General features: G+C 34.1%; 8 protein-coding genes. 2 read left to right on the forward strand and 6 right to left on the reverse strand.

Features of this window, described 5'->3' with window-relative positions; genetic code table 11:
• Nucleotides 1-112: 112 nt before the first annotated feature.
• On the reverse strand, nt 113-2,389 hold the full coding sequence (pflB, locus tag GKG00_RS08470; RefSeq protein WP_154255043.1) for a formate C-acetyltransferase: 2,277 nt from the start codon (nt 2,387-2,389) through the stop codon (nt 113-115).
• 171 nt (nt 2,390-2,560) lie between these two features.
• Here pflB and GKG00_RS08475 point away from each other — a divergent pair, with 171 nt between their 5' ends.
• On the forward strand, nt 2,561-3,073 hold the full coding sequence (locus GKG00_RS08475) for a hypothetical protein (protein ID WP_154255044.1): 513 nt from the start codon (nt 2,561-2,563) through the stop codon (nt 3,071-3,073).
• 15 nt (nt 3,074-3,088) lie between these two features.
• Here the strand turns inward: GKG00_RS08475 and GKG00_RS08480 are convergent, their stop codons facing one another.
• The 5 genes from GKG00_RS08480 to GKG00_RS08500 form a co-directional block, all read right to left on the reverse strand.
• The gene (locus GKG00_RS08480) at nt 3,089-3,949 is read right to left on the reverse strand and encodes a neutral zinc metallopeptidase (protein ID WP_154255045.1); all 861 of its coding nucleotides are present in this window, start codon (nt 3,947-3,949) and stop codon (nt 3,089-3,091) included.
• 49 nt (nt 3,950-3,998) lie between these two features.
• Nucleotides 3,999-4,625 (reverse strand): ComF family protein, encoded by a 627-nt coding sequence (locus tag GKG00_RS08485; RefSeq protein WP_154255046.1) that lies wholly within the window; start codon nt 4,623-4,625, stop codon nt 3,999-4,001.
• Nucleotides 4,612-6,843, reverse strand: coding sequence for an ATP-dependent RecD-like DNA helicase (locus GKG00_RS08490; protein ID WP_154255047.1), 2,232 nt, complete (start codon nt 6,841-6,843; stop codon nt 4,612-4,614). The genes GKG00_RS08485 and GKG00_RS08490 overlap by 14 nt, the downstream gene beginning before the upstream one ends.
• 63 nt (nt 6,844-6,906) lie before the next feature.
• Nucleotides 6,907-8,178, reverse strand: a complete 1,272-nt coding sequence (murA, locus tag GKG00_RS08495; RefSeq protein WP_154255048.1) for a UDP-N-acetylglucosamine 1-carboxyvinyltransferase — start codon at nt 8,176-8,178, stop codon at nt 6,907-6,909.
• Nucleotides 8,179-8,438: 260 nt separating this feature from the next.
• Nucleotides 8,439-12,410: a cell wall-binding repeat-containing protein gene (locus GKG00_RS08500; RefSeq protein WP_241673676.1), complete on the reverse strand. Its 3,972-nt coding sequence runs from the start codon at nt 12,408-12,410 to the stop codon at nt 8,439-8,441.
• Nucleotides 12,411-12,560: 150 nt separating this feature from the next.
• Between GKG00_RS08500 and GKG00_RS08505 the strand changes: the two genes are divergently transcribed.
• Nucleotides 12,561-13,112, forward strand: coding sequence for an ECF transporter S component (locus GKG00_RS08505; RefSeq protein ID WP_002835767.1), 552 nt, complete (start codon nt 12,561-12,563; stop codon nt 13,110-13,112).
• Nucleotides 13,113-13,122 lie beyond the last annotated feature (10 nt).

The following is a 13,122-nucleotide window of genomic DNA, read 5'->3' on the forward strand; positions in this document are numbered from 1 at the left end:
TAGGAGGTTTTTTGTTGGTTTTTCATCGCTAAAGCTATACTGAACCCCCAGTCTAACTGGGGGTTTTCTTCTTACAAAAAGGGCATACGAATATGCCCTTAATAAAATTTATTTATACAAACTCATGGAATGTTCTGTTGATTACATCTAGTTGATGTTCGCGGTCCAATTGGTTAAATCTTACAGCGTATCCCGAAACTCTTATAGTTAGGTTAGGATATTTTTCTGGATTTTCCATCGCGTCTTCCAACAATTCACGATCCATTACGTTAACGTTCAAATGGAAAGCGTCTTGGTTGAAATATCCATTCATGATGTTTGTCAAGTTTGTAATTCTTTCTTCTTCGTTTTTGCCAAGTGCATTTGGAATGATTGAGAAAGTATTTGAAATACCGTCTTGATTTACGTTCTTGTAAGGCATTTTTGCTACAGAGTTCAATGAAGCAAGTGCTCCTGATTTGTCTGCGCCATTCATTGGGTTTGCTCCTGGTGCAAATGGTTCGCCTTTTTTACGTCCGTCTGGTGTGCTTCCAGTTTTCTTACCGTAAGTTACATTTGATGTGATTGTCAACAAACTCAAAGTATGTTCTGCATTTCTGTAAGCTTTTGTTTTTCTCAAAGATTCTATGAAATATTTGCTTATAGCTATTGCCAAATCATCTGCTCTGTCATCATCATTTCCGTATCTTGGGAAATCTCCTTCAACTTCAAAATCAACAGCCAATCCGTTTTCATCTCTGATTGGTTTTACTTTCGCGTATTTTATCGCTGACAATGAATCTGCTGCAATGGCAATTCCTGCGATACCAAATGCTATGAATCTGTGAACTTCTGGATCGTGAAGAGCCATTTGTCCTTTTTCATAAGCGTATTTATCGTGCATGAAGTGAATTGTGTTCATTGTATTCACATAAACTTTCGCAAGTTTATCGATTACTTTTTTGTAATTTTCAAGAACTTTATCGTAATCCAAAATTTCTGAATCGTCTTTTTCAATTCCATCGATAACAGTTACGATATCGCCTGTTTTCTTGTCTCTGTAAACTTCGTCTACACCACCGTTGATTGAATACAAAAGTGCTTTTGCAAGGTTTGCTCTAGCTCCGAAATATTGCATTTGTTTTCCAACTTGCATTGCAGATACACAACATGCTATTGCGTAGTCGTCGCCGTAAACATCACGCATTACATCGTCGTTTTCGTATTGAATGGAAGCTGTTTTGATACTCATCATTGAACAGAAATCCTTGAAAGCGCGTGGCAAATTATCTGACCACAAAACTGTCATGTTTGGTTCTGGTGATGTGTCGATGTTGATTAAAGTGTGCAAAAATCTGAATGAAGTTTTCGTAACCAAAGTTCTTCCATCAACGCCCATTCCACCGATTGATTCTGTAACCCAAGTAGGATCTCCAGCGAATAATTCATCGTATTCAGGAGTACGTAAATGTCTAACCATTCTAAGTTTGATAACTAATTGATCTACCAATTCTTGTGCGTGGTCTTCATCCAAAATCCCTTTGTCCATATCTCTTTTGATATAAATATCCAAGAACGCTGTGTTTCTTCCGATTGACATCGCAGCTCCGTTGTTTTCTTTTACAGCTGCCAAATATCCAAAATACAACCATTGGACAGCTTCAGTCGCATTCATTGCTGGTCTTGATATATCAAATCCATAACTCATCGCCATGTCTTTTATTTCATCGAAAGCTCTGATTTGTTCAGAAAATTCTTCACGTCTACGAATGATTTCTTCAGTAGCATCGCCCGTCAAATTTTCCTTGTCTCTAATTCTCATAGCTTTCAAATAATCTATACCATACAAAGCGATTCTTCTGTAATCGCCGATAATTCTTCCTCTTCCGTAAGCATCAGGAAGTCCTGTCAACAAACCAGCTGATCTGAAAGTTCTCATTTCTTTTGTGTAAGCGTCAAATGTTCCTTGGTTGTGTGTTTTTCTGTATTCATTGAATTTTTCTTTTATAACTGGATCCATTTCCAAATCATAAGCTTTCAAAGAATTTTCAACCATTCTGAAACCACCATATGGATTCATAATCCTTTTCATAGGTTCGTCTGTTTGTAATCCAAAAATAACTTCGTTGTCCTTGTCGATATATCCTGCATCGAAATTATTAATTCCACTGAATCTTTCAAGGTCAACCTTAATTTTCTTAGATTTTACTTCTTCGACGATCATATCGTTTACTTCGTTCCATAAAGTTTTAGTTTTTTGTGTTGGTCCTACTAGGAAAGAATCATCCCCTTCGTATGGAGTGTAGTTTTGTTGAATAAAATCTCTGACATTGATTTCATCTGCCCAGTCTCCATCGTTGAAACCTTCCCAAGCTTTTTTGAATTGTTCATTATCGAATAAATTGCTCATACATATCCCCTTTTCTTATTCATAACGTTATATTAAGTATATGTTAAATAAGTTTTAAATACTGTGATTATAATCACTCTGTGATAATTTTTATCATAGAATTCTTACAATCTTTCAATATTGCTTGTAAATAAGTAAAAAATAGGATATATTTTAATTACGGAGGGTTTTATGAGAATAAAAATATCTAACAGTAAACTAATAATTCTTGCAATTCTAACTTTTATGATAGAAACCATCGCTATTGTTGCGACTCAAAATCTCACAGGAATCAATAGAATTTTCATTATAATTTCATTTACATTAATCACAACGTTAGCACTTCTTCTAAGTTTCATATTGATTCAAGTGCTTTACAATATGATAATGGATAGAAAAATCGCCGGCGAAATCAGAAAATACATGCTGGATTATGAACAAAGTGGAAATTTGGACAAATTATTTCAAAATTTCAAAAAAATAAAAGACAAACCAAAAACAGATTACGCAAAAAGCTTGTATTATTTTAACTTGGCGATTGCTTATGTGGAAGATCACCAATTCCAAAAAGCACGAGAAGTATTACAAAAATCCACATTTCAAAAATACAACCAATCATTTAATCAGATTTTCAAAATGCTTTTAAATGATATCGACAAACACGAAAAAGAATACAACGAAACCAAAAAAACGCCAGAAAATTAATTCTGGCGTCTTATTTTATTGTATTCTAAGTCCCATTTCACCGAATGAATCTGCATGTTCAAAATCGTGGTATTTAAATCCTCGTTGAAACCATTCGTTTCTAAGTTCGGATGAACCGTGAGTGAATTTTTCCGGTTGTACGTATCCTTGTCCCATTTTTTGAATGTGATCGTCTCCGACACTTTGGACTGCACTTATCGCTTCTTCAATATCTCCTTCTTCCAAGTAGCCTTTCTCTTTAATATAATAACTGAACACTCCTGCAAAATAATCTGCTTGTGTTTCCAAAGCTACGGAGTATTTATTGGCATCTTTTTCGTTCAGTCTACGTTGAATATTGTGAACTCTATCCAAAATTCCTAGTTCTTTTTGGACGTGGTGGCCAACTTCATGCGCCAGTACATAAGCCATCGCATAATCTCCACCGTCAGCTCCAAGCTTTTGAGTCAACATATTATAAAAAGTTACATCCATGTAGATTGTTTGATCCAGCGAACAATAAAACGGCCCTACGTTTTTGTCCGCATTTCCGCAACCTGTAGACACTGCTCCTTCAAAGAAATGAAGCTTTGGTTCCTCGTAAGTTTTATTTATTTCAGAAAATTTTTCGTGCCACACATCTTCTGTGTCCTTCAACACAACGCTTAGCATCTTTTCAACTTCTTCAACTTCCTTGCTGCTAGCTTTTTCAGAATTGTTAACTTGTTGTTCCTGCTGTGTTCTGTTTTGTTCATTGATAATATCTCGTGGATTTCCTCCAAACAAAGAATATACAATCACAAGCAAAAGCAGTCCGACGCCACCGATCTTAACCGGTCCTCCACCGGATGAACCTCTGCCTACATTTGAACTTCCTTCTCTACCTTGCCATTTCATATTTTGCCCCCAATATATTAATTTTTCGTTAATTTATTTATACCCAATTTTAATATTTTTCATTAGACCTGCTAGACACTGCGACAAATTTTAAATCCACATACTTCTCATTCAAAGTTTTCTTGATTTCTCTTAAAGTGTTCTTCGTAGTCACAATATCATCCAAAACCAGAATTTTCTTATTTGACAAATCAGAGTTCATTTCAAAAGCTCCTCGTAAATTTTCAATCCTCTGAAGCTGCGATAAATTATGCTGAATTTTGGTTTCCTTCACTTTTACAATCGCATCTGGCAAATACTCCATGTCCAGAATCTTTGCCACTTCCTTTGCAATCTCGTGAATGTGATCAAATCCACGTTTATTTATCGTAGATTTTGTCGAAGGAACTATGAGCAGCGTGTAGTCTTGTAAATTTTTTTGCTTTATTTTATCAGCCACTGCATCTGACAAGAAATATTTCACAACTTGTTTGCGGCTTAGCTTGTAGTCGTATATGAGTTTCTTCGTCAAGCCCTGATGAAGTAATGGAAAATAGCAATCCGTCCCGTCGATATCCCTGTAGCCGTCCACAAAAACCAATTTGTCAAAGCAATCTTCGCACAACAAATATTTGTACTGTTTTTTCTCGTGACAAATTATACAACGCTTTTGAAATAAAAAACTAAAATCCCTCATCTTCGAACATCTCTCTCATCATTTCTTGTTCGTCATCATCTATGTCAAAGTCCATGTATTGTTTGATTCTCCTGTCCAATCCAGAATTTCTCTTCATTATTTTATTGTTAGATATCATTTGGCGTAAAATCTTCAAGCTACCAACCAAAACGACTATTTCCCTTGCTCTTGTGATTGCGGTGTAGAGCAAATTTCTCGTCAACAACATAAAAGGAGCTTGTGTGACTGGAATTACCACAATTGGAAACTCACTTCCTTGTGATTTGTGAATAGTAATCGCATAAGATAACGTCAAACCATCGCATTCTTTTTTCGTGAAACTTGCAGTTTTATCGTCAAACAACACATCAATCGTCTCATCAATCGGATCAACGTATGTAACTCTTCCGATATCTCCATTGAAAACGCCCATAGAATCATCGTCAATAAATTCCTTCGTGTACTCATTCTTTATTTGCATAACTTTGTCGTTGAGCCTGAAAATCCTGTCTCTTTGTTCGATTTCTTCTGTCATCGGAGTTTTGGGATTCAAAACTTCTTGCAAAGAAGCATTTAATTCCTTCGTTCCACAGCTAGATTTTTTCATCGGAGTTAGAACAATTATATCGTCAAACTCATCTTTTTTGTAAAAATTTGGTAGTCTCTGTGCACACAAATCAAGAATTGTCTGTTTGGCACGTTCTGGATCATTTTCTTCTATAAAGAAAAAATCCTTACCCTTTTCATTCAAAATAGGAAACTCTCCGTTGTTAATCCTGTGCGCATTCACAATTATATTGGAGTTTTGTGCTTGACGGAAAATTTTCGTCAATTTTATCGTAGTGATTTCTCCACATTCTATCAAATCGTTAAGCACATTTCCAGCTTGTACACTTGGAAGCTGGTCACAGTCTCCAACAAAAACTACTCTCGTATTAGAATCCAACGCTCTCAGCAAACTATCCGCTATGAAAATATCCATCATACTAGCTTCATCTATGATTATCAAATCACAATCTATAGGATTATCTTCGTCGTGGTCAAAAATCGTTCCGTTTTCAACTGGAATGTATCCCAAAATTCTGTGAATAGTCTTCGCTTCTTCGTTGCAGCTTTCAGAAAGCCTCTTAGCTGCACGACCAGTAGGCGCTGCAAGAATTATATCCTTGTCATTATTCTTGAAAATTTTCGTAATATTGTTGATAATCGTTGTTTTTCCTGTACCAGGTCCACCCGTAATTATCAGCATTTTTTCGGTCATAGATTTCTTGATGGCTTCGATTTGCAATTCATCCAAGTGTTCTTTTTCTAGTTTTGAAAGCTCGTATTCCACATCGAACTCGTCTTCTATTTCGCTTTGCAAAATATTCGCAATATTCCTCGCACATCTCATCTCTGATTTTTCGATTTGTGGAAGGTAGACTCTGTTCTCATCACCAGTATCATCGATTGCAATAATTCCATTTACGATCAAAGATTCCAACGTTTCTTGTCTGTCTTTGATTTCAATATCTAGAAGTTTTTCGACTCCATCTATCAAATCTTCTTCGACTACGTAGCAATTCCCATTAGAATTTGCTTCCTTCTCCATAAAATATTTGAACGCAGCTTTAATCCTAAATGGAGAATCCGGTTCAATGTCAATCCTCTGCGCAATAATATCCGCCGTTCTAAACCCAATTCCCCTAATATCATCAATCAAAGTGTATGGATTTTGCATGATAATCTTTTTAGTATCTTCCTTGTAAAAATCAGAAATAATATTTGCTTGATGAAGACTTAGTCCCAATGATTGCAAATACAAGAAAATCTCTGCGTATTCTTTTTTCTCGTCTAGCGATTCTTTAATTTTTTTGTAGTTTTTCTTACCAATTCCTTTGACCTGCAATAATTTGGATGGAGAATTTTTCAAAATTTCCATCGTATCTTCGCCAAATTCTTCGACGATTCTTCTTGCAGTTGTCTCACCAATCCCTTTAATCAAACCACTTTGAAGATAATTGATAATATTGTACATGCTAGGCTTACTGGATCTTTCAACGAAAATTATGTTGTATTGTTCGCCATATTTCGGATCTTGAACTTTATTTGCCTCAATATCCAAGAAATCTCCAGGCATAACCTTGAAACTATTGCCCTTGATAATTCTCTCTTCACCGTCTTTGTCTACAGAAAAAATCCTGAAACCATTGGACTCGTTTTCAAATATTATATTTTTGACAGTTGCTGAAAATTTCATACACTCACCTACAAAAAAGAGGGTTGTTCATTCAAATAACAATCCCTCTGTTTATATAATTTATTAATCTTTGATTTCAATTCTTTCGATATTTGCGCCTAATTTCTTGAATTTCGAAACAATATCGTCATATCCTCTGTCAATATGATAAATGTCTGTTACATTTGTAGTGCCATCTGCCACAAGTCCAGCCAAAATCAAAGCCGCTCCAGCTCTTAAATCAGTGGATTTCACAGTAGCACCTTGAAGAGAATCGACTCCAGCAATGCTCGCTTCATTTCCTTCAGTTGCAATAGCAGCGCCCATTTTTTGAAGTTGTTCCACATGCATAAATCTATTTTCAAAAACAGTTTCTTCTACACTACTTTGGCCCTTGCATACAGTCATCAACGCCATAAATTGCGCTTGCACATCTGTAGGAAAACCAGGATATGGCAAAGTTTTAATCTTAGTTCCTTTTAATCTGCCAGTGGAAATAACTCTGATAGAATCTTCGTCCTCGTTTTCAATAACCTCGCAACCAACTTCGCGAAGCTTTGCGATAATTGGCATAATATGAGACGAAATACAATTTTTAACAGTAACATCTCCACGAGTAATCGCACTTGCCACCATAAAAGTTGCAGCCTCGATTCTATCTGGAATAATCGTGTGTCTTGCACCGTGTAATTTGTCAACGCCGACAATTCTAATTGTAGAAGTACCAGCGCCACGAACCTTCGCTCCCAATTTGTTCAAGAAACTTGCCAAATCTACGATTTCCGGTTCCTTCGCAGCATTTTCGATAACAGTTTCTCCCTTTGCCATCGTCGCTGCCATCATAATATTTTGAGTCGCACCAACACTAGGAAAATCCAAATAAATTTCCCCACCAATCAAACCATCCTTTGCGATAGCTTCTATCTTTTCGTCAGTCGATTCAATCTCAGCACCCAATGCCTTAAATCCTTTTAAATGCAAATCCACAGGTCTCGAACCGATCGCACATCCACCTGGCAAATACGTCTTAGTTTCACCAAGTCTTGTCAACAAAGGTCCCATTACCAAAAATGAAGCCCTCATCTTGTTCATCAATTCATGTGGAGTCACAGAATTATTGACATTGCTACTATCTATCTCAACCTTATTCTTGTCCAAATAAGTTACTTTTGATCCCAATTCTTCTAAAACTTTTAATATAATTGAAACATCCTTTAACTTTGGAACATCTTCTAAAATTATCGGTTCAGTTCCTAAAAGAGATGCTGCTATAATAGGAAGTGCTGAGTTTTTGGCTCCGTCAATCTTGACCTCGCCCTTCAAATTTAAACTTTTTTTTACTTGTATAACTTCCAAAATAACCTCCATCAGTCATTCGTTTTTCTTATTTATATATAAAATATTATATCATATTCATTTATCGTTGACTAATTTTTAAGGGTTTTACAAATCTTTTAAAAAAGCAAAAGCCTCCTTTTTATAAGGAAGCTTTTGTAAAATTTTATTTAGTTTTTTCATAAACTATAGTATGCTCTGGATTTTCACCAATTTTATTTACGCCTAATAACAGTTGAATTATACTTATTTTTTGCAGTAATTAAATCTGTTGGCTTATATTATTTACTTTTCACTTGTAATTTTACGTCATTCAAGTTCCATCCGTAAGCTTCTGCAAATACAACTTGTAAATTAGTGCTTACTGTTTTTCCGTCATTTGATTTTAAGAATTCATCTGTAACTTCTAGATTTATTTTGTCATTTTTTACATCAAAAGTAGCTTTTACTCCTTCTACATTAGTTGTTACATTTACAAGTGCAGATGCATCTTCCATTTCAAAAGCTTTGGCAAATTCATTAAATAAATTTCCTAATCCCTTATATTCTGGTACAAATGAAACTTCGTTGTTATCAACTGTAACTGATTGAGTTTGAGTTACATTTTGACCATGGAATCCAATGCTTCCTGCTCCTTCTTCTTGTTCCATATATCTTGGTAAAATATAATCAGCTAATTTCGAATAATCGCTGATTTTATTATCCGAAAAATCTAGATGATTTATTTTTTCCATTCCAAGAATTATATCTACATTTTCGATTCTGTTTGCAGACACGTCAAAAAATGTCAATTTAGTCAAGTTTTTTAGAGAAGAAATATCCGTAATTCCATCGTAGTTTATCCTCTTTCCATTTTCTTTACGAACCTTTACGTTATTGTGAAGATCCAATCCCGTTAAGTTAGTCAAATCTTTAAGTGGTTCAACATTTTCAATTATATTGTTGTATAATTTTAAGAACTCTAAATTTTTAAGGTTCGCTAAAGGTGATACATCTACAATTCTGTTTCTTTGAAGTTCCAAATATTTCAAGTTTTTCAAGTCTTTTAATGGAGTAAGATCTGAAATCTCATTTTCATTTACTTTTAATTTTTCCAAATTAGTGGCGTATTCAATTCCTTTTAAGCTCTTCATTCCTCTTGTTACCATGAATTTGAAATCTTTTGTATTGGATAAATCTTGGGCTTTTCCTAGGATTGAAAATGTGTCTTTGGATTCTTCTGTAAATATTGGCTTATTAGTCTTCTTATCTAAGAATATGGATACTTCCTTCAAAGATTCCATTTCTTGTTTTGTAATGCGTTGATCATCTTTTCTATTTACATCCAAGTTTTTGTTCAAAACCTTTAATAACTTCGCATCTTCAATGTCTACATATTCAGGCTTTTCTGCTTCTGAGTCTTTCAAGTTTACAAGTTCAATACTATAACTGTACACTGGATCGGAGTATGATTTACTATCGAATGAATATTCCAATTTCAATCCTTCGATATCTTTTAATTTCATACCATCTTCCAATGTAAGCTTGATTTTATTATCTTCAGTTACTTCTGCTTTTACTTTAGGATTATCTGATTTGATTTCTTTGAATTTCGTAAATACTTTGTCTATTAACTTAAATGGATTATCGAATTCTACAATATTTCCCTTTAATTTAACGTCCGATACTGTTGTAGATAATTTGTCAGCTTCTAATGAGTAAATACTTTCTGCTTTAAGTGGTGTCAAGTCAGTAATTTGTGTTTCGCTTACATTGATATCTCCCAATTGCTTCAAATCTTTTGCTACTGAAATGTCTTTAATAGGATTGGAATGTACATCTAAATTATACAATTTTGCTAAATTTTTAAGCGGTGCTATATCTTTTATTTGATTTTTGGATAAATCTAACATTCCCAATTCCGTTAAATCTTTCAACGCTTCTACTGATGTAAGTTTATTACCAGACAAGTTTACATCATTTAATTTCATTAATTTCGAAATAGAATCTATAGATTCTAATCCGTTTTGAGCAACGTATAATTCTGTTAAATCAGTAAGCTTAGATGCGTCTATTTTTGTAATTTTATTATTATTTAGATTCAACGTTTGTAGTTTTGATAAATCTGCAATTGGTGACACATCTTCTATTTGGTTATTTTCTAAGTTCAAGTAATTCAATTTTGTATTGTTTTGTAATGAAGATATATCTTTTACTTTGTTATTATTGGCCATTAACCAATTCAAGTTCTTGTAATTTTTAGTAACGGAAATATCGGAAATTTCATTATTTCTAATATCAAGATTTTCAACATTTGTTAAATCTTTTAATACTGATATGTTGTTAACTTTGTTTACTGAAATATCTAAACTTTTAAGATTTTTCAAATTATTAAGAATGGATACATCTTCAATTTGATTGTGAGAAATGTATAGTTTTTCAAGTGCAGTTAAATCTTTTAATGGCGTTAAATCTTTGATTGCATTGTGAGATAATCTCAATAATTTTAGCTTCTTCAAATCTTTCAATGGTGTTAAATCATCAAACGACTTAGAAGAATCATCTGGATTTCCACTAATAGTAAGTGTTTCCAAGTTTTTCGCAGCTTCCAAGCCTTTGATGCTGTTAAACTCTAATACATCAAAATTTTCATCAAATGATCTATGACCAAAAGATTGAAGTTGTTCCATATCTTTTACTGTCAAATCTGTTGCATTTGGGTCGATTCTGTAGTTTTTGTCAAGCAATTTAAAGTTATATTCATTTATATCTTCTTCAACTACATCTTTTCCATCGTAGTTCTTGAAGAAATTTAGAAGTTTTTCTTTTAATTTTGCATCTCCAAATTCTACAACTTTGTCTTCTGGCTTTTCTTCCGGTTTTTCTTCTTCACTCTTCTTGTGTGATTTGATGATTTCTTCTTTTAGCGCATTGACGCCTTCTACTGTTTTAGCTTTGTTAATTTGGTCAATGTACACTGGTGATGTTATTCCATTGTTCTTTAATTCTTCAATTGCTTTTTCTTTGGCTTCTTTTAACGCTTTTTCTTTTGCACTATCATCTGGCTTTTCTTCATCTGGTTTTTCTTCTTCACTCTTCTTGTGTGCTTTGATGATTTCTTCTTTTAATGCATTAACACCTTCTACTGTTTTGGCTTTGTTGATTTGGTCAATATATACTGGAGATGTTATTCCATTTTCCTTCAATTCTTCAATTGCTTTTTCTTTGGCTTCTTTTAACGCTTTTTCTTTTGCACTATCATCTGGCTTGTCTTCGCCTGGTTTGTCATCAGGTTTATCTGGCGTTGAAGGATTGTCTGGTGTTGGTGTTACTGAAGGTGTATCTGGTTTTTTATCTTCAGTTATTTTCACACTAGCAATTTCTTCAATTTGTTTTGAAGATACTGATAACTTTCCACCTACTACTGTGATTTCTTTTGTTTTGTTATCTTTAACTATTTGTTTGATAAATTCTGTGTGGCTAGGATCTGTAAGTAGTATTGGTTGATTATTCTTGTGTGCTAATGGAGCTACTGACAATGCATCAGGATAGTTTCTTCCGTCTGCCAACACAAACTTTTCTAAATTTCCGTATTCCTTTGCAATTATCAAAGCTGTTTCATAACGGTCAGCTCCTGCTAATCTTCTTGTGTTTTCTAATCCTTTTATATTAATAGATTTTTCTCCTCCGAAAATTAAGGAGACCTTGTCCTTTGTGATTCCTTTCGGTAAATTGTGTCCATCCGTCAAAATAATTGGTAAGTTTTCTTTTGAGGAAAGTGGTGTTGCACACAATGCATCGGCAAATGTTAATCCACTTGCGAGCGCAACTTTTCCATTAGGATTTAAATATTTGTACACTTCTACTGAAGTTTGATATCTGTCTTTTCCTGCTAATCTTTTTACATTTTTTAGACCGCTAATATTTACCGATTTTTCTCCACCTACTATTATTATTTGCTCTGGGTTAAGTCTATCAACTTCGTCTTTGATAGCTCGTGGAAGCTTTTCTTTTTGTGTCAATAATACTGGTGCATTTTCCTTGTTAGCTAGGCTTCCTGCAACCAAACTATCTGCAAAATTTTCTCCACTGGCAAGTACAACGGTTTTTATGTGATTCGGGAATGTTCTTTTACTGATTTTTGCTGATGTTTCGTATCGATCAGCCCCTGCAATTCTGTCTACCTTGATTTTGTTTTGTTCTTCTGCGAGAACTGGTGTGAACGAACTCATCACCATACTAGCAGTAAGAATTACTCCTAAAAATTTCTTCATATAACCTCCTATTTTTCATACATGTTTTATTATATATTGAAGAATTCCTATTGACCAGCGATTACTTATTGAAATTTTCTATAAATAGATTATTCTTCTTGTTTTTATCTATTAGTGGTATAATTATGTAAATGATTTAAGGAGGAAAAAATGAAATTAACTACAAAAGATTTGACTAAAATCGGAGTATTTGGTGCTTTAACTATCGTTCTTGGGCTTACTCCTTTGGGAATGATTCCGATTGGACCTGTTAGAGTGACTACACTACATATTCCAACTATTGTTGCTGCTTTGGTTGCAGGACCTTGGGTTAGTTTATTCGTGGGATTATTGTTCGGTTTGTTTTCATTGGTAAATAATATTATTGCACCGACAATTCTTTCATTTATGTTCTACAATCCATTGGTTTCTGTGCTTCCAAGGGTTTTGATAGCTGTTGTAACTTATCAAGTTTACAACAAATTAAGAGACAAAAACGATGTGATTCGCTACGGAATTCCAGCAATTTGTGGAAGCGTTATGAACACAGTTGGCGTTTTGGGAATGGCGTTTATTTGTCATTCAAAGCAAATCGAAAGCGTTATGCATGTCAAAGCACAATATTTTCTTGGAGGAATTGTCGCTACGAATATGCCTTTTGAAATCGTGATATCATTCGTGTTGGCGATTTTGATTGCAAAAAGTGTAAACAAAAATAAATAGTTCAATTAAA

It is taken from the genome of Finegoldia sp. BIOML-A1, from assembly GCF_009678325.1.
In the GTDB taxonomy this organism is placed as follows: domain Bacteria; phylum Bacillota; class Clostridia; order Tissierellales; family Peptoniphilaceae; genus Finegoldia; species Finegoldia magna.